Origin of the sequence: Microbulbifer sp. MCCC 1A16149 (genome assembly GCF_050368945.1) — a bacterium.
Taxonomy (GTDB): Bacteria; Pseudomonadota; Gammaproteobacteria; order Pseudomonadales; family Cellvibrionaceae; genus Microbulbifer.
The window spans coordinates 2,635,280-2,654,474 of record NZ_CP185959.1; the positions used below are offsets into that span (position 1 = coordinate 2,635,280).

The following is a 19,195-nucleotide window of genomic DNA, read 5'->3' on the forward strand; positions in this document are numbered from 1 at the left end:
ATGTGGTACTTCACATGGATTCTCGGCGTGTTGCTGGCCTGCCTGTTTGGTGTGGTCAATGCGCTGTGGCTGGAAGTCACCGAGAACATGGACAGGAACGAGACCGAATTTGAAGAGTAACTGCGCGCCGGAGCCCCGGCCAATACGACGAGACGGCGCTAAAGACAATTCGATGAAAGCACTCAGGATCACCACCTTTGTCGCCACCCTGCTGACCAGCCTACTGCTCACATTCTGGCCGGTGTTGCTGTACAAAAACGGCCAGGCACCGAGTACCGGGCAAACCAGCCTGCTGTTGGTGGGATTGTGCGTGGGCGTGGTTTACGGTTCAGGGATATTGAAAAACACCCCGCGCAGCTGGCAGCTGGCCTGCGCGGTGGTCGCATGGGCGTCACTACTGGCAATTGCCTGGCTCGCCCTACCGGCCTGATCACCGCAGTATCCAGGCCGGCGCTCTCGTAGGAGCTCTGGGTAGCTTGCACTCTTCCCCTTTAAGCCTGGTCTTTTCCTTCGCTGTCACCGGGCTTGATATCCGTTGTGGGAGAATCCAGGTGTCCGGCTTCATCGCTCTGGGTCGATTCCACGATCGGCGCTCGCCGCAGAATCAGGAACCCGGCCACCCCGGCAATCACCGAGGCCAGCAATACGCCGGCCTTGGCCTGGATCAACATCTCGTTTTCCCCGGCAAACGCGAGCTCGGCGATGAAGATCGACATGGTGAAACCAATCCCCCCCAGCAATGCCACACCCACAATGTGATGGAACGTGGCGGATTTGGGCAGCTCGCCGAATCCCAGCTTCCAGCCGATCCAGGTGGCACCGGCAATCCCGATCAACTTGCCGAAAACGAGACCGCAGATAACACCCAGCGTAAGTGGGTTCAGCACCGCAGACGCACTGGTAAAGCTATCGATCGGAATCCCCGCATTGGCGAGGGCAAAAATGGGCACCACGATAAACGCCACGGGCGTATGCAGACGGGTCTCCATACGCTGCAGTGGGGATTGCACCAGGTGGATACCGTTATCCAGCGCCGTCACCCGGGCACGCAAGGCATCGTTGGCAATGATCTTGTCACCGGGACGGAAGCAGCGGTCAAAGCTGCGGATGATATCTTTCACAAAGGTACTGAACGCCACCGGGTCATACTTGGGGCGTGCGGGAATGGCCATGGCAGTAATCACCCCGGCGAGGGTCGCGTGTACCCCCGTTACGTAGAGGGCATACCAGAGCAGAATTCCCACGAAGATGTACCCCGCCGAACGGCGCACACCTGCGAACTTCAGCAGCCACATCACCGCAACCAGCGCGCAGGCAGCCATCAGTGCATTGGTGTTCACGCTCTCGGTATACCAGACAGCGATCACCAGAATCGCCCCCAGGTCATCCACAATCGCCAGGGCAACCAGGAAGGTCACCACGGCGCGCGGTACCCGATTGCCGAGGATGGCGATACAGCCCACCGCAAATGCGATATCCGTGGCCATTGGAATACCCCAGCCACGTTCTGACGGCGTACCGCCGTTCATCAGGTAAAAAATCAGCGCCGGCACGACCATACCACCGATGGCCGCCATGACGGGCAAGACCGCATGCTTCAGCTCCGAAAGCTCCCCGACAAGGAACTCCCGCTTCAATTCCAGCCCCACCAATAGAAAGAAGATGGACATCAGGCCATCGTTGATCCAGTGGTGGAAGCTCATCGACAGCGACCACTCGCCGAAGTTGTAACTGACCGGCAAGTGAAGGATATGCTTGTACCACTCCTGCCAGGGAGAGTTCGCAATCACCAGAGCGATCACCGCACAAGCCATCAGCAGCAGGCCACTGCTGCTCTGGCGATGGATGAACTCTTCGAATGGCGTGACGAGGCGGCCGAATGCGTTCTCCAACGGGGCCTCAAAGACCTTGCCCTTGCGCACCCTGAATTTACTCAGCACATTTTTTGCCATCTAACGCCAACTCCTGTTATTCGGTTCCGGAATGAATAGGGATTCTATCTGAGACTTTTCCGTTTGAGGGGCAGAGGTTAGCATGGCAGCCGAATCTTCCTCCAATCCCGGTGCTCCCCATAATATAGTGAGTACAGCGCATGATCCGTCTCGACCTCCTTCTCGTCCAGCAGCAGCTTGCCAGCTCACGCACCCACGCCCGCAAACTGATCGATGCCGGCCGGGTCTCCCTGTCAGACGGTCACAGCTGGCGCCCGGCCACCAAGGCAAGCCAGTCACTGAGCGAGGACACCCAGATCCAGGTCGAACCCCTGCCCGAGGACCAGTACGTATCCCGTGCCGGGCTCAAGCTGGCGGGCATTCTCGACCACACCGGCCTCAACCCGGCCGGATGGCGCGCCCTGGACGTCGGCTGCTCCACCGGCGGTTTCAGCGACTGCCTGCTGCAGCGGGGCGCCGAACTTGTGGTCGGCGTGGATGTAGGACACGACCAGCTGGCAGAACCCCTGCGTGAAAACCCGCGCATGCACCTGTTCGAGGGCCTCAATGCACGCCACCTCACCGCCGAGAAGATTGCGCCCTATGCAGATCAGGGCTTCGATGCCGTGGTAATGGATGTTTCTTTTATCTCCCAGACCCTGATACTGCCGCAGTTGCCACCACTGCTGAAGGCCGGCGGCCACTTGCTAAGTCTGGTGAAACCCCAGTTTGAAGTCGGCCCCGAGGGCCTCGGTAAAGGCGGGTTGGTACGCGACCCGGCCCTCTACCAGGGGGTTCAGGAAAGAATTTACGCGCTGTGCGAGGAGCTGGATCTCCAGGTGCGCAGCTATATGGAAAGCCCAATCACCGGCGGCGACGGCAACAGGGAATTTTTGCTGTGGGCGCAGAAGACCGCCTGACGCTCGCAAGGACCACGTACGCCACGCCCGAGGAAGTAATTGGGGAAGAGTGAGACTACGGAAGAATGGTTTCCAGCTTCGCCTTGAAACCGGACTTGGCAACCTCTGTCGGAGAGGTGCGGCGAACCGGGCGCAGAACCAGGTTCCCCTGGCAGTTGGGACACTCGTGCTTCAACTCTTCCGTACACTCAGGACAGAAAGTGCATTCATAGGAACAGATAAAGGCCTGGGCAGAAAGGCCGAGCTTCGCACTGCACCGCTCGCAGGTGGCTTTCATCTTCAGCATTGTGATCCTTCTTAACTTACTCTTTATACATCTTGCGGATCTGGCGGCGCGTTCGGCCCGCAGCGACAAATGCCGCCGGGGCCAGACAAGCTGCAAAGCAATGTTGAGCGAAGATGGGCCCTAACTACTGCGACACTTATTCTGCGTCGAGTTGCTTGTCAGTACGCGCAGCCATAATGAAATCATTCTTGTGCAGGCCACCGGCCTCATGGCTCCACCAGGTCACGGTTACCTTTCCCCACTCCGTCAGCAGCGCGGGGTGATGGCCCACTTCTTCGGCAATTTCGCCGACGCGGTTTGTGAACGCCAGCGCCTGCTTGAAGTTGCGGAACTTGAACACACGTTCAAGTTGCATCACACCGTCCCGGGCTACCGGGGTCCAATCGGGGATTTCCCGCATCAGCTCGGCCAGTTCCTCATCGGAAACCAATGGCGCATCAGCCCTGCAGGCTTCACATGCCTGTGCTGCAAGTTCTGTCATACCAGACTCCTAAGACAAAAATACAAAATTGTTTGAATCGATTCGCGGCACTCGGCCACAAATTCTTGTTTTGCCACTTTAGCCGCCGCCCCAATGTGAAACAAGGCGACCTGGTTCACACAAAATAAATGTCGCACCAAGCGATAACTATAAGTTGACTGTGCTAGTTTTTGAGCAGATTCCGTGAAAAATTCGAGACCGCTTATGAAACGCCTGATGACAGCCATACTTGTGACCGCCAGCCTGGCCGGATGCGGGGAGAAAAGCGCACAGCCCGCGCCCCCCGCAACAGACAACGGCGACGCCAACGAGCTGCCAACAAGTGATGTGACTGCCAGCAGCAAACAAGTCCAAAGCAAGCCCCAGAACAAGGACCCCCGAAAGCTCTCCACCGACGAGCTCGAATTCCAGCATCTGAGCAACCAGATGATCGAGCGCATGTGGCATCTGTTCCCCTCCTGGGCCATCAACAACGGCTACTACGCGGTAGCCGAGCGACTGGAGGCCCCGGACAAAAACTATCGTCAGAAAGTACTCAGCTTCGCACGCAACTATCGCAACCAGTTCTCGCGATTCAATGACAAGGATTTGAGCGAAAACGCACGCACCGACCTGGCACTGATCAATAACTTCCTGGATAAGACCATCTGGGACCTGACCGTATTCAAGTCTCACGAATGGAACCCAGCAAACTACAACGTCTCTCACGGATTTGCCCTGATACTCAATACTGACTACGCACCACTGGATGACCGCCTACGCACCTTCAGCAACCGAATGCAGCTGGTGCCGGCATACTATGCCGCAGCAGAGAAATCACTCCATAACCCCGCGTCGCCACAACTGATACTCGCAATAGAACAGAACGAAGGCGCCGTGTCGGTGTTCGGTGATGAGCTTGAAGAAAAAGTAGCGGAAAGTGGCCTCTCCGCACAGGAAAAAGCGATGTTCGAGACCCGGCTTGAGGCTACCCGTAAGGCAATTACCGAATATGTCACCATGCTGCAGACGCTCTATGCATCAATGGAGAAAGCGGACAGCTTTCACAATTTCCGCATCGGAAAAAAACTGTATGAAGAAAAATTCAGCTACGACATCCAGATAGGCATGACAGGGGAAGAGCTATACCAGCGCGCCCTGCGAGAAAAAGACCGCCTACACCTGAAAATGGACGACCTCGCAGACAAACTGTGGCCAAAGTATTTCGCCGGCGAGAAGCGCCCCGACGATATCCTGGAAAAAATTGCCCTGGTGTTGGAGAAGCTCTCCCAACACCATGCCACCAAAGAAACGTTCAAAACCGCGGTAGAAGAACAGATTCCCGAGCTGGTAGCGTTTGTCAATGAAAAAGACCTGCTGACGCTGGACCCGGAAAAACCACTGGTCGTACGCACCACCCCACCCTACATGCGCGGCTTTGCAGTCGCCTCGATCAACGCCCCGGGGCCCTACGACAAAGACGCAAATACTTACTACAACGTGATGCCGGTAAAAGAGCTGCCGGACGACCGCGCAGAGAGCTTTCTGCGCGAGTACAACACCTACCTGATGCAGATACTGAATATCCACGAGGCCATTCCGGGACACTACACCCAGCTGATTTACGCCAACCAGTCTCCCAGTTTGATCAAGAATATTCTCGGTAATGGCGCCATGATCGAAGGGTGGGCCGTCTATGCAGAGCGTATGATGCTGGAGGCCGGGTACGGCGATTTCTCACCGGAACTGTGGATGATGTACTACAAGTGGAATTTGCGGACGGTGGTTAATACCCTCCTCGACTACTCGGTTCAGGTAAAAGGCATTTCCGAAAAACGAGCCATGGACCTGTTAATGAAACAGGCCTTTCAGCAGAAAACCGAAGCCCAGGGGAAATGGCGACGGGCCACCCTCAGCCAGGTCCAGCTTACAAGCTACTTCGCGGGATACATGGACATCATGGCATTGCGGGATGAAATCAAAGAAAAGCTCGGCGATCAATTTGACCTTAAGCAGTTTCACGAAAAGTTCCTGAGTTACGGTAATGCTCCGGTTCCGGTAATTCGCGAACTAATGCTGACGGAGATAGAAAAAATTGACGGAGCAATCGAATAAACACGAACCATCTTCATATCGATAGCGGGATTCCGTTTATGTGCAATGGTCACCTGAAACTTCGGGAGTCGAAACCGCAGTCAACAATATAGTATGCAGGCCTGCGCCCAAGGGCGCCCTACTCTCCTTCGATTCCATAATCAACTGAACGAATAGCCGGTTCATTGAGTTCACAACCCCTACCGTCTATACCTAATGCTAAACCTGCGCGGAATTTAAGTCAGGAGGCAGAAATGTACGCCACCCCACCGGGCCAATCATGCCTGAGACGACTGCTAACTTTGGCAGCGCTGCTGTTCGTTATCGTGCGGCCGTCATATCTAGCAGCCGCAGATTATTTGCCAGGAAAGGTCATACGCGCCGACCTCTTAACAACCAATCTCAATACTGCCGCCAATTTTTATAGCGCGGTGTTCGGCTGGCAGCTCCGGCGTAACGATCAAGAGGGTTATATCGATGCCTATATTCGTGGTGAGCCAGTCGCAACGCTAGCGACATACACCGGTGCGCGGGCACCCCAAGACGGCTCAATTTGGTTACCCTCTATCTCCGTCGTCGATGTCGACGCCGCCGTCAAGGCAGCGAAGCTCAACGGTGGCAAGGTTGTAGAGCCGTCACAGCGATTACCTGGCATAGGACGTGCGGCGGTGATCGAGGACCCGAACGGCGCCGTGGTGATGCTGTTACGCAATGACAACGGCGACCCTGCTGATAGCCGTGCTCGCTACAACGAGTGGCTGTGGCCGGAATTGTGGACGGAGCGCCCCGATAGTACCGCAAAGTTTTACAACAAAGTGGTCGGTTACAACGCAGTCTCTCGTAGAGGACAACAGGGGCAGGATTACAGAATCCTCGGCCGGGATGGTACTGCACGGGCCAGCATACTGCGCACGCCACTCGCCGACGTCGAATCGAATTGGCTACTGTACATGAAAGTCAAAAGTGTTCGCGCGACAGCCCGTGCCGTGGTGAAAAATGGTGGCAGAATCCTCGTTCCTCCGATGAAAGGAGACTTAAATGCCGATATCGCCATCGTGGCCGACCCCACAGGCGGCGTATTTGCGATTCAAGCGGGAGGCGAGTAACCATGATTGCATTCAAGAGAATACTGGCCTTTACTGCGACCGCTGCCATCTTCGCCCCGCTCACACTCAGCAGCGGCTGCGCCGGCAGCAGCGGCAATCAAAGCAGCAGCACTAATGTAAGAAACACACAGGCCGCGCGTGGCGGAACAGGCTACAGGAGCCATTACTACGGCCACGCATGGCGCCCGTGGATCGGCTTTCGTCGCCCGGTCATTGTAGTGCCACCCGGTGGCGGCAGCGGTGGCGGTGGTATTGGCCGCGAAGTTGATCCGGACTGGGGAGTAGAGGCACCAAGAATGCCGGAAGCCGTAACCCTGCCCTCAACGCCCGACATGGGTATGCCCGATCTCGGTGGAGATATGGGTATGGGCATGGATCTGGGAGGCTTTGACCTTTAAAAATCTTAACTTAATTTCCGTGGCGCATTGCATTGTTATGCATTTTACGGGAATTGTGCCTGGACGAACGCCCCCAATTCTAGAAGCCCACTGTATCCCCTGGATTCAGTGTCGTACTCTGGCGTACTTATTCGAACTTTTAGCCATTGATACCTCGAAGTTTCCAACTCCCAAGTGATGCCGTCTTCCACCCGGACATCATCTTTAATACTAAAAGTAAGCGCATCATCTAGAAGTTTAAGTAGCTTTTTATAAGTGTCGTCAGTTAGCTCAATGTGAGATTCACTTTTCACATTGCTCCATTTTTGGAAGCTGCCTTCAAAAACCCTTTTAGCGAGAATTTTTTTGCCTTCATAGGTTACCAACGTATAAACCGCCGAATCGGCGAAAGAGGGAGAAATAGTTAATTCGAGCTCCCTGCCAAATTCATACCGCGCCTCGAAACTCGGAGATGATGCTACCGAAAATGAAAGTACGGAAAAAATTATGAAAACAACTAGTTTATTCATAGCTCTGATGCATAACGCCGCCGGCAGGGGCAGCTTACCTTGTGCGCTTTTTGCGCAAAAATGGGAGCGTAGCGACCTGCGCGAAACGTGCACAAGGTAAGCTGTCCCGCGGAGGGCCGCAGGCCCGGAGCATATTGCCCGGCTTTGTTAAATGCCGGATGCCCCCACGATAACCATACCAGTAAAGAAAATAATTATTCCGAGTAACCTGAGCCACCAAAATGCAAAGCGCTTGAAGCCGAGATTAACCAAGAATAGTAATGATCCCAGCAGAGCCGCGAGCAAAAATAATCCAACAACAAATGCCCCAGGCCCTCCTCCACGAAAAATTTCGTGAACATACTCTGGAAGATCGCTCCAATAAGCCAACTCTAAGAGTGTAATCGCCACTCCTAGCAAGCCGAGCAAAACTGCACTTATCTCTATCTTTATCCACATGCTCAACGGCATTTAACGCCCACGGCAGGGGCGGATTACCTTATGCGCTTTTTGCGCGAAAATGGGAGCGGAGCGACCCCCGCAAAACGTGCATAAGGTACGACGTCCCGCGGAGGCCCAGAGGGCCGTAGCTTCACTGCCCGTGATTGTATGGTGTACATGCTCTCTCAAACGGGCAAAATTGAGGCCCACCTCTGGCTGCAACCAGAGGCCTTATATGCGGTAGTTCGATGCCCGTCAGGCTCCTCTGTTGAGAGACCGTTAACAAGTGGGAACGCCGCATAAACTCAAAGTAACAACTCGAATAGTCATCAGGGCCTCGAGCTCGTATTGCAAGCAAGAGTTAACTTACCAATGAACCACTCACAAGACAATGAAGTCAATGTCGGTATAGATACCGGCAAGACCCAACTCGATATCTATATCCGCCCCTTCGGCGAATACTTTACCGTCAGCAATGATGCGAAAGGCGTACGCGAAGCCATCAAGCGTATCAAGGTACATAAGCCAACACGTATCGTTATTGAAGCCACAGGCCGCCTGGAGCACACCTTCGTGTTCGCCGCTGCAAAACATAAGCTACCTGTAGTCGTCGCCAACCCTCTTCATGTGCGACGGTTTGCCGGAGCCATTGGGCAGCTAGCAAAAACAGACAAAATCGACGCTCAACTAATCGCCCACTTTGGAGACAGTATCAAGCCCGAACAAACAGCAGTGGCACCCGAAAACGATCGTAAAATCAGTGACTTACTGGTTCGACGTCGTCAGCTGATGGAGATGCAGACTATGGAGAAGAACCGCTTATCCATCATACCCAAAGAGCTTCGTACTAGCATTAATACCATGCTGAAAACCATCAAAGCCCAGATCGATAAAATTGATGCTGCCCTTGATGACATGATCGCCCAAGCCGATGACTGGAAAGAGAAAAATGAAATCCTCCAAAGTGTACCTGGTGTGGGTAAAGTCATGGCTTACACGTTACTTAGCGACCTTCCAGAACTCGGCACCTTGAATAACAAAGAGATCGCTGCGTTAGTCGGGGTGGCACCGATCAACCGAGATAGCGGCCGCTACCAGGGGCTTCGCCGAATACGTGGTGGACGCCACCAAATACGCACCGTTATGTTTATGGCGATGATGTCGACCATCCAATGCAACAAGAAATTCAAAGACTACTATGAGCGACTTAGAGTAGCCGGAAAACGTCCGAAGGTTGCTCTTGTGGCATGCATGCGCAAGATGATTGTTATCCTCAACAGCATGGTACGAAATGGTACTTTCTGGCAGGAGAATATGGCCTAAACGGTTGACTCAAAGCCATAGTCACTTGTTATGCAGGATGCCCTACGAATACCAATTTACTTATTTTCACCCAGGCGTACCACTGATGGATGCCTTTCAGTTGCCCACTCATGACAAAGATCTGCCAGATACTGAGTTAACTCAACTTCCGTGATTTCTGGTGGAACAAATATTCCAGCATTTCGGCGCTTACCTTCTGAACCCTGGTAGAAAGTTGCCCAGTGGTTTTGGCTTCTTTCTATTAGGACTTCCCTACCGAAAATATTGTATTTATATCTCTCCATGACTTTGGCCACTTGCTGGTCTTACCCACAAAAAGTAGACACTATAATCATGCGCTTTTACGCTCATACTCTGCTGGACTTTTGCATAAGTCATATAACCTCCTTGTTTATGATTTAAAAATTCACATCATGTTGCCTAAAATTAGATAGCAGTGATTTATTTAAAATTTCACCCGATTTCAAGACCAACGTATGACGCCCCAGGAACAGCTATCAAGTGATAGCGACAACGCCCATGTAAGAAAATTTCGGTGATCAACGTGGAGATACCTTTATACCTCACCAGCCAAATCATCCACTAGAAACTCCGTCATAAGATAGATCATCGTGTAATTTTTTTCACATTCCAATAAGTAAATTGGTCTCTTCCATCAAAATTTTTTTGGAACCCTCCGCTATACGCAACGGAAGAAATGTATTTGACGGGATTCCTTAAAAACTCACCCCACCCAAACCCTACCACGAACAGGCGCGACGAGAGGAGTTAATATCGAGGGTCTCAACTTTACCATTTCAGCCAGTGTCACCTTCCAAACTCTTCGACAGACATCAAACCTCGCAAACATCCATGACTTAAGCGAAAAATGGTCATAACTCCAAACCTGAAAGTTGAACTGCCTCTCATTCACAACCAACATATCAATATTCGTAGATATTTCAGTTTGAATCACACGAGATAAACGATATATTTTTAACCGCCATCAACAATAAGGAATAACTATGAGTGTCAAATTAAAACGAACTTTGTCCATTTCGTTACTCGCAATTTTTTCCAGCTTGGTCGGATATTCTTGGGCCTACCCAGTCAAATGGCAGGAAATTCATTATTACGCGACGGCTGAGAAAAAAGAGGTGGTAGGCGAGAAGTCGATTACCTGTCAGAGTGTATATGTTAGCGGGCAGGTTACAGCCTACTCCTCAGTTATTGCTTCTGGGTATTGCGGCCTAGAGCCATTTAACTAAGAAGAAGTCGGCGTGTGATACCTGAAAAAAATAATCATTTAGATTTTGGAATATACGCCATCAATTAATTCCGATGTCCGGGGCAGTGAAGCAGTACGTACACTGCCCCGTGATTACCCTAAAATCCAGTCTCGCACCATTTATGCACACGCTGCTCGCATCTCCCACCTCCTATCTGCACTTTTCAATGAACTTTCCAGCCCCTGCTCTAGAGGATTCCCGTTCGCCCACACTAGAACAGAACAACTACGCTCACAAAGACGCTCAGCACAACCAATCCAGCTTACACTCAAATTAACAAGAAAGTTATAGCGGTCTATAGTCGGACTGCAGCATAGTCACTCAGAATTTATTTCATCCTGCTCGTTTGGAATCTCACCATCAGTGCCAGGTTATAGACTACCGCCTCGCCTGTGCGTGCCGAAATGGCGTACAAATCAACACTAAAGATTCAAATGAAAAGGACGCACACCGTTACGTCTTTCACCTTCTTGCCCCCTAACTCACGTTTATCACAATGTTTTTTCACAAAAAAAAGCCGGCCCCACAAATGGGATCGGCTTTTCTAAGATCATTTAAAAGAATCAGGCTTACACCGCGCCCTCTTCAACCTTGTGCTTCCAGATCACCGGGTACGACTTGCTAAAATCGGTGAGCGCTTCGCCCGCAAGCTGGTAGCCCACCCATTCACTTTTGGGCTTGGCTCCAATCGATTCATAGAACTTGATCGCGGGCTCGTTCCAGTCCAGCACACTCCACTCGAAACGCCCGCAGTTCTTGGAAACCGCAATCTTGGCAAGGTATTTCAGTAACGCCTTACCCGCACCACTGCCCCGATGTTCTGGAGAAACATATAGATCCTCCAGATAGAGCCCATTTTTGCCCTGCCAGGTTGAGTAATTGAAGAAATACACGGCAAAACCAATAGGCGCGGATTCCCCTTCACAAATCAGTGCATGAACCGTTGATTCTTTTCCAAATATTGATTTTTCTATATCAGCCTGCGTGGCAATCACCTCGTGCTCGGCCTTTTCATAGCGAGCCAACTCCCGCACAAAGTGAAGGATCAATGCGGAATCCTCGATAACGGCTTCCCTGATATTTATATTTTTCACTTTGGTACCCTCAGAATACTGTTTTTAAAGCTATTCAGTTCCCTGTAAACAACCGGTTTCATGGTGCTTTGAGCGTCAAAGCAGGCCGGGGCATTGCACCGGCCTGCTCCACGTTCTGGGTGATTACCTGTCGACAGACAATCCGGACATGTCCATTACGTAACGGTGGGCAATATCGCCCTGGCCCATTGCCGCAAAGGCCTCGTTGATCTGGTCCGGGCGGATTATTTCACAGGTAGGCTGGATGTTGTGCTCCGCACAGAAATCCAGCACCTCCTGAGTTTCCTTGATACCACCAATCAGGGAACCGGCAACACGGCGGCGTCCCATTATCATGGGTACGGTCATAAACCCTTTCATCGGGCCAACTTGACCGACGATCACCAGAGTGCCATCCACATCCAACAGTGAGGTATACGGGGTAACGTCGTGTTCCACCGGCACGGTATCGATAATCAGATCCAGAGAACCCGCCGCCTTAACCATGGCATCTTCGTCGGTGGATGCCAGGATACCGCGTGCCCCCATGGCTTTGGCCTCGTCCTCTTTCTTGGTAGAGCGGCTCAGCACCGTTACCTCGGCACCCATCGCCACCGCCAGTTTCACCGCCATGTGCCCCAGACCACCCAAACCAATCACCCCTACCCGGCTGCCTTTGCCCACATTCCAGGTACGCAGAGGCGAAAAGGTGGTGATACCAGCACACAGGATCGGGGCTGCGCGGGAGAGGTCCAGTGCTTCGGGGATACGCAGTACAAATTCTTCGCGCACAACAATGTGCTTGGAATAACCGCCCTGGGTCATCTCACCGGTAGTGCGATCCGGCGCACCGTAAGTGGGGGTCATGCCATTGCGGCAGAACTGCTCTTCATGATCGTGGCACTGGTCGCATTCCTGGCAGCTGTCGACCATACAGCCAACACCGACCTGATCGCCGACCTGGTACTTTGTGACCACAGGGCCCACTTCAATCACGCGGCCAATGATTTCATGGCCGGGTACCAGCGGGTATGGCTGCGGCCCCCAGTCGCCATTGACCGTGTGCAGGTCAGAGTGACAGACGCCGCTGTACAGGATTTCAATTGCCACGTCATTTGCCCGCAGCGCGCGACGCTCAAAGTGGAATGGCGTCATTTCCGCATCGGAAGAATACGCCGCATAACCAATCGTTTTCATCGGGACTCCTCACATCTTGTCTCAGACCCGTTGCAACACAAGCACGGGTACAGGAACACTTCAGTAGTGGAGCCATACTAAAGACACAATGCGAAAACTCGCCTGTCCGATCCTTTTCATTGATTGCCTGATCCTATGGAAACCCCCGGGTTAAGGCGATTGCGACAGTCGTAAAATTCGAGCTGAGTAGTCACCAAGCCGGTAGCGGGGCCTGTGTCAGCCCACACCCGGCGCCAACTTGCTCAGAAGAGATCACCCCTTATCCGAGAATGCCGCCTGTATATATTGCAGGTATCGAGTACGGGAACGATAGCTTCGGGCAAGACAGGCTGACAAGCTTGTATTATCAGGCGCGGCGCCGCAGTCTTTCGCCCTGCGCTTGATCCAGCTTATTTGGCTGGCCTTCAGATCGCCCGCCATACCATCAATGCCGATTACGCCTGCGTATGCCTTGCTGAGTTCCCGGTCGTAGATCGACAGCGTCCGGCTATCACAGATTGCGCGCTCCAGGCGATTGAGGTTTGCCGTACACGAGAAACTGGGTTGTACCGGTGCCTTCTTCGAATGGCTTTGCATCAGGCCATCGAACCCGAGTGCGATTTCCTCGTCCGAGAATCTGGGGTTGCGCGCAATATAGTAATCCAAGCCATTGCCCTTGCTGTCTTCGATGGTGGTATCGAAGCCCGCATCCACCAGCAGCTGGATCAACTCGATGGAAGCATTCTCTGCCGCGTAGGTTAGCGCCGACCGATTGAGGCGCTCCATGGCCGGACCGCAGTTGTAGGCCGGCTTGTAGCTGGTAACGGCATCAATGGGCCAACCGGCTTCTAGCAGGTACTTTGTGGCATCGTAGTTATTCATATGCGCGGCATACATCAGCAAGTCTTTGCCATATTTGGATTTGATTACCTTGCCATCGAACTGCGGCGGAAGATTCGCGTATTGGGCCGGATTGTCGATCATCAGCGACAGTGCAACCAATGGAATACTGTTTCGCTTTAACTTCAAATCTTCCTCCAGCCGGCTGAAATCTGGATAGTGTCCTTCCATCAACCTGTCGAAGAAGGAGAAGTCCTTATCGTAATCCGGGTAGTAACCCAGCGAGTAATACCTGCCCGGTAACGCCGCAATAACCCCGGAAGCCAGTTCTTCTGCGCTCTGATCCGAATAGTGGAAATTTTGCACGTAGTGCTGCTTGAGCTCCCGAATTGCATCAAACTTGAGATTCTCGTAGGTCTGGTGCTCCCGAAAACTCCAGATATCCTGGTATTTCCAGTCGTCGAAGTGTTTCTTCTGCCCCTCGATTCCCCCGGCCCCACTGTAGTTGCCCTTGTACCAGGTTGGCGTAATCGCCCAGGGCCGCACAATGGCCGTCGAGGCAAAGAGCTGACCACTCGTTTGTGCGTGCGCCTCAGGCCGGGAAGAGCCGCAACTGCCGGGAGACAGCATGATAGATTCCACCGCTTTTTGGTATGCGGCAAACACGGGGTGCTTGGCGAAGTCTTCCTTGGAATCGAAGTTGTCGAAAATTTTGACCGAGCACACCTGTGTGGATGTTCCATCACGGTGTAGTTGGTACACATTGCGCACCGCATCGTGCCGGGTAAAATCCTTGAAATCCGCCAACACGTACCACTTGCCCTGGAACTTAAACGGGAAGTTTTCCCACCAGGAGAAGTCCGACCCGTATATCAAGGAGCCCATCGGGTAGAACATATCGGCGCTCTCGAGGTTTTCCTCCAAAGACCTGGATTCATCCGGGGAAAACATATAGCCGGTGTATATTTCACCGCGCCAGCTATGGGAGCGTTCGTGGTAAGCGATAACCTTCTCCTCACCCTCGATAGATATGGAGGCGGTCTTGTATCTTCCGCGCTGCCCTTCTATTTCCTGGGTGGCAAATAAGGGAACCTCGATCTCCCGAGACTTGGTTACCCCAGTGGTTTCCGTGGCACCGCCATCAAACTGATCGACATAGTGCTTTAAGGCAAAACCACATACCGGGTCAGCGCTTGGCTCCGTCAGATGGGGAGAGAACATCTCCTCGGCGGAAACTGCCGCAGAGAACGCAGTGAGAAGTGAAGCGAGTACTAAATTCCATCTCATATGAACGCCAGATCATCCTTAACAGGTTGGTTGTCTGGCCGTAGGGTACTATATTCGTAACATATTTCATCCTTGGAATACATTACACGCGATTGCACATGCTTTGCGTCATCCCTGACGACAGGCGCCCGAAGTGCTGTAGCTTTACCGCCGGTGATCGTTAAACCGTGCCTGCCTCGCACGCCAGAAATTTATCAATATCCGTTTTAAGCGACTTTAGGGTCCAACTCAACAATGCTGGATCATGTTTGTAGGAATCTGCTCTACTTTTTGCTTTCTCGAATGCCGAGCTATTTTTAGCGTTTTCAGCATCATTTTTTCCGGTCAGAGGTTTCACCCCCTTGTACTGTCTACCACCCATATATGCGCCTTGTTTTTAGCGCTGTAGAAAACTAGGCCATCAACACGCGTCAGTTAAAAGCCTTTGGCAAGCTCTGCTTCCTCCAGTTTCATTAATGCGAACTCCAGCCCTTTCAGATACAGGACGAGATTTGTCTGTTGCAAAGCAGTTAACGCCGCCAGCAGGGGCAGCTTACCTTGTGCGCGATTTGCGCAATAATGGGAGCGTAGCGACCTGCGCAAAACGTGCACAAGGTAAGCTGTCCCGTGGAGGGCCGCCGGCCCGGAGCTTTACTGCCTGGCTTTGTTAACACCTACAATCCTGCGGGCGTCTGCAACTCTTGATTGCTCTACGGGCTTAATGTACTCACAACTAAAGACTTGCAGTGCACCTTTATACGTATTGGCTACAACTAAGTACGTAATTCCAGTCTTAAATTGATACTTGCACGCGCAACTATCATTACTTGCCGTAACTACATCCCTAGATACATTACCCTTTATCGTCTCGTGAACTTCGAATTGTGCTTCCACTCTGAGAACAACAGGTTCTGCACCCTCTTGCTCATAGATCGTTGTCTGAACGCTCTCTGTTTTACCTACGAAAATAACTTGCGCTCTTTCAACGGCTAACTCAAACGCATCTCTACCAGTGCTGCTAGCTATCGTCTCATTTTTAGATTGCGTCCAGCACGTTGTAGCGAGAGCCGGAGTGCTAAAAACAATAAACCACAAAGTTACGATGTGTTTCATGTGTTAACGCCGCCAGCAGGGGCAGCTTACCTTGTGCGCGATTTGCGCAATAATGGGAGCGTAGCGACCTGCGCAAAACGTGCACAAGGTAAGCTGTCCCGTGGAGGGCCGCCGGCCCGGAGCTTTACTGCCTGGCTTTGTTAACACCTACAATCCTGCGGGCGTCTGCAACTCTTGATTGCTCTACGGGCTTAATGTACTCACAACTAAAGACTTGCAGTGCACCTTTATACGTATTGGCTACAACTAAGTACGTAATTCCAGTCTTAAATTGATACTTGCACGCGCAACTATCATTACTTGCCGTAACTACATCCCTAGATACATTACCCTTTATCGTCTCGTGAACTTCGAATTGTGCTTCCACTCTGAGAACAACAGGTTCTGCACCCTCTTGCTCATAGATCGTTGTCTGAACGCTCTCTGTTTTACCTACGAAAATAACTTGCGCTCTTTCAACGGCTAACTCAAACGCATCTCTACCAGTGCTGCTAGCTATCGTCTCATTTTTAGATTGCGTCCAGCACGTTGTAGCGAGAGCCGGAGTGCTAAAAACAATAAACCACAAAGTTACGATGTGTTTCATGTGTTAACGCCGTGCTCAGCGGCGGCTTACTTTGTGTGCTTTTTACACGAAAATAGGAGCGCAGCGACCGTGCACAAAGTAAGACGTCAGCTGCAGCACTTTGTTAGCCCCAGGGCTTCCACCAAGGCTTTTTGGAGGGCTGAAACTCCACCCTTTCGACTTCAGTTCCATTTGGTAAATTTTTGACCTGTTCCTGAATCTGCCCCAAAACCGAAAAATGAACTTCTATATCGGACGGTTCCAGATTGTCAGCTGTGATATCTCCGCCTAGAGCAGGCGCCAGCTTAAAGCTATAAACCTGACCATGTGCAAGCAACTTGCCCGCTTGCCTTAAATCTCCGACAGCTTGGACAGCTAAAAACTCCGACACAAATTCTTTGTCAGATAGCTTTGCCCTCAATGCCTCTGGAGAGTCTGCAATATGAGAAACAACTCCATCCGCAACACTTAGAAAATATACACTGTTGTCGTTTACATCTTGTAAGAAGGCTTCGCCAAACGCCGTAATCAATATTGGAAGCTTTTCATCTCCGATTAACCACCGCCAGTCAGAAAGGATTTTTTCTCTTTCAAGGTGGGAAAAATTCACAGTTAAATCATTAAGTGTCATGTTCTACTCATAGGGCTAACGCCCACGGCAGGGGCGGCTTACCTTATGCGCGTTTTGCGCGAAAATGGGAGCGAAGCGACCCGCGTAAAACGTGCATAAGGTAAGCCGTCCCGCGGAGGCCCGGAGGGCCGGAGCTTCACTGCCCGTGATTGTTAAGTTCCTACAGACTTCCAGATTAACCACAGCGCCAAGAAACCTGAAAATACTACTACCAGAATTGGGATACTTTTAATCTTCTCTATCAAAACCTTGTCCAAGCGAAGATAAACTTTTATCAAAATTTTCTCAAAATCATTGCGAGAAGCATGAAACTTGCCTTTTTCTACATAATCTAGCCAGTAGTCGCCAGGATAATTTGGTTCATAGAATACACACAGAATATCTAGAGCGAATTTCCTCACAATAAGTGGAGCGATCACAAAAGCGAGAAAGCCGACAGTGGCTATATTTTTTAGATCTTCGGAACTCATAGAACTTAACGCCCAGCGCAGGCGCAGCCAGCGCGGAGCGCATTTTGTGTTAATGTTTGAGCGCCAGCGAGTAACACAAAAGGTGCGTAGCGTTGGCTGTCGCCCTGCCGCTGATTGTTAGAGCGGTTCTTGCCCGTGAAACCCAACGTAGAGCTCTTTAAGGTTATCAGGCATAACATCCCAATACGGCTGAGCGTCATCGCATTGCACTTGCCAAAACAGATTCTCGACAAACGCGACATCAATTGCCTTCATTACACCACTTTCACCACGATCGTACTCTTTACTTATAGTTTTAAGAAGTGTCTGATAGTTATCAGCTACTACTTTCTTTTTCATTTCACTGTTCAGGGTATTCGCCAGTGATTCAAACCAAGCATATGAAGAGAATTCCATTTGGACCAGCCTGTTCCAATAGTCATCATATATCTTGTCTGTCTTAGCTGATATTTCAGGATAGGTTTCTTTGATTTTTCTACAAAAAGTGTCTAAGTCCATCTCACTTCTCGGTCTGGAGCTCTAACGCTCGGTTTAGGGGCGGCTGGAGCGTAGCGTAAGCCGTCCCAGCCGCGTATTCTGCGGCGATTACAACCGCTTGTTATCTGCGGGCCAGTCCCGGGACAATACTTTCTTACCTGAACTTCCGAAATACAGAGAACTCATAATGAGTTACAGAGTCACTCGACTTCTCTATCACATTTTTCCAGACGCCTATATCGACAGCCCCGTACTCACCAGTAAAGCCCATTTCTTCTACACGAATGTATATATCTGAGACAACAGAAAATGCTTCGTAGTCAGGCACAATCAACCCGCTATCTATTACTTGCGCTAGAAAGCTTGCAGCATCTTCCCTTGGGGTCAACACCATGTCTTCGTCCCACACTAGCGGCTTTATCTCAAAACTCTCGTGGAGCTTGATCATTTCAACTGTTGATAACAAATCATCCATAAGCTTCAAAGCAGATAACAGTTTTATTCATAAGCCATAGGCTTTTGTTCATCTGACTTGTGTGCGCTCGCGCCAAAAGCATCATAAGCAAACAATTTGCTTATAAGTCAGATAGTTAAGCGCGTATATATTTTTTGCGCTCAAAACAAAAGAAGCCTATGGCTTTTGTTCTTATTTCTCGATTGGCTTGTTTGTTTTTATCTGACCCTTTGGAAATCAGTAAGTTAGCGTATCCGGTTAGATGCACACAAGCCGTAGGCTTCTGATCAAGGCATTGACTGCACAAAAAGCAGTCAAAACAGTGGCGGAGACAACCATCCAACATCTCTCCAGACACAAAAAAAGCCAGCCCCAAAACTGGGACTGGCTTTTCTAAGGTCTTTGAAAAGAAGCG

Annotated in this window: 23 protein-coding genes; 7 read left to right on the forward strand and 16 right to left on the reverse strand. The window is 51.3% G+C overall.

Annotated elements, in window-relative coordinates; all coding sequences use genetic code 11:
* Together cydX and ACONT6_RS11110 are read left to right on the forward strand one after the other, a co-directional pair.
* Complete coding sequence (gene cydX, locus ACONT6_RS11105) at window positions 1-120, forward strand: cytochrome bd-I oxidase subunit CydX (RefSeq protein WP_078084080.1); 120 nt, start codon at window positions 1-3, stop codon at window positions 118-120.
* Between the two features lie 52 nt (window positions 121-172).
* Complete coding sequence (locus ACONT6_RS11110) at window positions 173-430, forward strand: hypothetical protein (protein ID WP_428818592.1); 258 nt, start codon at window positions 173-175, stop codon at window positions 428-430.
* A gap of 61 nt (window positions 431-491) precedes the next feature.
* On the opposite strand, the gene nhaA is transcribed toward ACONT6_RS11110, so the two are convergent.
* Complete coding sequence (gene nhaA, locus ACONT6_RS11115; RefSeq protein WP_428818593.1) at window positions 492-1,952, reverse strand: Na+/H+ antiporter NhaA; 1,461 nt, start codon at window positions 1,950-1,952, stop codon at window positions 492-494.
* Window positions 1,953-2,092: 140 nt separating this feature from the next.
* On the opposite strand from nhaA, the gene ACONT6_RS11120 reads away from it, so the two are divergent.
* Complete coding sequence (locus ACONT6_RS11120; RefSeq protein ID WP_428818594.1) at window positions 2,093-2,851, forward strand: TlyA family RNA methyltransferase; 759 nt, start codon at window positions 2,093-2,095, stop codon at window positions 2,849-2,851.
* A 55-nt stretch (window positions 2,852-2,906) separates the two neighbouring features.
* On the opposite strand, the gene ACONT6_RS11125 is transcribed toward ACONT6_RS11120, so the two are convergent.
* Together ACONT6_RS11125 and ACONT6_RS11130 are read right to left on the reverse strand one after the other, a co-directional pair.
* Window positions 2,907-3,137 carry a DUF1272 domain-containing protein gene (locus ACONT6_RS11125; protein WP_428818595.1) on the reverse strand — a complete coding sequence of 77 codons (231 nt, stop codon included), beginning with the start codon at window positions 3,135-3,137 and terminating at the stop codon, window positions 2,907-2,909.
* A gap of 136 nt (window positions 3,138-3,273) precedes the next feature.
* Window positions 3,274-3,618, reverse strand: coding sequence for a 4a-hydroxytetrahydrobiopterin dehydratase (locus tag ACONT6_RS11130; protein ID WP_181252704.1), 345 nt, complete (start codon window positions 3,616-3,618; stop codon window positions 3,274-3,276).
* Between the two features lie 216 nt (window positions 3,619-3,834).
* On the opposite strand from ACONT6_RS11130, the gene ACONT6_RS11135 reads away from it, so the two are divergent.
* The 3 genes from ACONT6_RS11135 (at window position 3,835) to ACONT6_RS11145 (ending at window position 7,195) form a co-directional block, all read left to right on the forward strand.
* Entirely contained in the window at window positions 3,835-5,712 is a 1,878-nt protein-coding gene (locus tag ACONT6_RS11135; protein ID WP_428818596.1) for a DUF885 domain-containing protein, read from the forward strand.
* Window positions 5,713-5,945: 233 nt separating this feature from the next.
* On the forward strand, window positions 5,946-6,797 hold the full coding sequence (locus ACONT6_RS11140; protein ID WP_428818597.1) for a VOC family protein: 852 nt from the start codon (window positions 5,946-5,948) through the stop codon (window positions 6,795-6,797).
* Between the two features lie 2 nt (window positions 6,798-6,799).
* The gene (locus tag ACONT6_RS11145; RefSeq protein WP_428818598.1) at window positions 6,800-7,195 is read left to right on the forward strand and encodes a hypothetical protein; all 396 of its coding nucleotides are present in this window, start codon (window positions 6,800-6,802) and stop codon (window positions 7,193-7,195) included.
* Between the two features lie 44 nt (window positions 7,196-7,239).
* Here ACONT6_RS11145 and ACONT6_RS11150 read toward each other — a convergent pair whose 3' ends face one another.
* Window positions 7,240-7,704 carry a hypothetical protein gene (locus ACONT6_RS11150; protein ID WP_428818599.1) on the reverse strand — a complete coding sequence of 155 codons (465 nt, stop codon included), beginning with the start codon at window positions 7,702-7,704 and terminating at the stop codon, window positions 7,240-7,242.
* Window positions 7,705-7,851: 147 nt separating this feature from the next.
* Window positions 7,852-8,154, reverse strand: coding sequence for a hypothetical protein (locus tag ACONT6_RS11155; RefSeq protein ID WP_428818600.1), 303 nt, complete (start codon window positions 8,152-8,154; stop codon window positions 7,852-7,854).
* Between the two features lie 342 nt (window positions 8,155-8,496).
* Here ACONT6_RS11155 and ACONT6_RS11160 point away from each other — a divergent pair, with 342 nt between their 5' ends.
* On the forward strand, window positions 8,497-9,447 hold the full coding sequence (locus ACONT6_RS11160; protein WP_428818601.1) for an IS110 family transposase: 951 nt from the start codon (window positions 8,497-8,499) through the stop codon (window positions 9,445-9,447).
* Window positions 9,448-9,503: 56 nt separating this feature from the next.
* Here the strand turns inward: ACONT6_RS11160 and ACONT6_RS11165 are convergent, their stop codons facing one another.
* The 11 genes from ACONT6_RS11165 to ACONT6_RS11215 all read right to left on the reverse strand — a co-directional run bounded on the left by ACONT6_RS11165 (window position 9,504) and on the right by ACONT6_RS11215 (window position 18,801).
* A complete protein-coding gene (locus ACONT6_RS11165) occupies window positions 9,504-9,743 on the reverse strand; it encodes a DUF7661 family protein (protein WP_428818602.1) in 240 nt (79 codons plus the stop codon).
* A gap of 1,541 nt (window positions 9,744-11,284) precedes the next feature.
* A complete protein-coding gene (locus ACONT6_RS11170; protein WP_428818603.1) occupies window positions 11,285-11,809 on the reverse strand; it encodes an N-acetyltransferase family protein in 525 nt (174 codons plus the stop codon).
* Window positions 11,810-11,932: 123 nt separating this feature from the next.
* Window positions 11,933-12,985 (reverse strand): NAD(P)-dependent alcohol dehydrogenase, encoded by a 1,053-nt coding sequence (locus ACONT6_RS11175; RefSeq protein ID WP_428818604.1) that lies wholly within the window; start codon window positions 12,983-12,985, stop codon window positions 11,933-11,935.
* Between the two features lie 252 nt (window positions 12,986-13,237).
* Window positions 13,238-15,091, reverse strand: a complete 1,854-nt coding sequence (locus ACONT6_RS11180) for an ankyrin repeat domain-containing protein (RefSeq protein ID WP_428818605.1) — start codon at window positions 15,089-15,091, stop codon at window positions 13,238-13,240.
* Window positions 15,092-15,251: 160 nt separating this feature from the next.
* Window positions 15,252-15,452: a hypothetical protein gene (locus ACONT6_RS11185; RefSeq protein WP_428818606.1), complete on the reverse strand. Its 201-nt coding sequence runs from the start codon at window positions 15,450-15,452 to the stop codon at window positions 15,252-15,254.
* A 269-nt stretch (window positions 15,453-15,721) separates the two neighbouring features.
* A complete protein-coding gene (locus tag ACONT6_RS11190; RefSeq protein ID WP_428818607.1) occupies window positions 15,722-16,183 on the reverse strand; it encodes a hypothetical protein in 462 nt (153 codons plus the stop codon).
* Window positions 16,184-16,307: 124 nt separating this feature from the next.
* On the reverse strand, window positions 16,308-16,769 hold the full coding sequence (locus tag ACONT6_RS11195; RefSeq protein WP_428818607.1) for a hypothetical protein: 462 nt from the start codon (window positions 16,767-16,769) through the stop codon (window positions 16,308-16,310).
* Window positions 16,770-16,872: 103 nt separating this feature from the next.
* Window positions 16,873-17,379, reverse strand: a complete 507-nt coding sequence (locus ACONT6_RS11200) for a T6SS immunity protein Tdi1 domain-containing protein (protein WP_428818608.1) — start codon at window positions 17,377-17,379, stop codon at window positions 16,873-16,875.
* A 152-nt stretch (window positions 17,380-17,531) separates the two neighbouring features.
* A complete protein-coding gene (locus ACONT6_RS11205; RefSeq protein ID WP_428818609.1) occupies window positions 17,532-17,849 on the reverse strand; it encodes a hypothetical protein in 318 nt (105 codons plus the stop codon).
* A 117-nt stretch (window positions 17,850-17,966) separates the two neighbouring features.
* Window positions 17,967-18,347 (reverse strand): DUF7674 family protein, encoded by a 381-nt coding sequence (locus ACONT6_RS11210; RefSeq protein ID WP_428818610.1) that lies wholly within the window; start codon window positions 18,345-18,347, stop codon window positions 17,967-17,969.
* A 133-nt stretch (window positions 18,348-18,480) separates the two neighbouring features.
* Window positions 18,481-18,801: a hypothetical protein gene (locus ACONT6_RS11215; protein ID WP_428818611.1), complete on the reverse strand. Its 321-nt coding sequence runs from the start codon at window positions 18,799-18,801 to the stop codon at window positions 18,481-18,483.
* Between the last annotated feature and the right edge of the window lie 394 nt (window positions 18,802-19,195).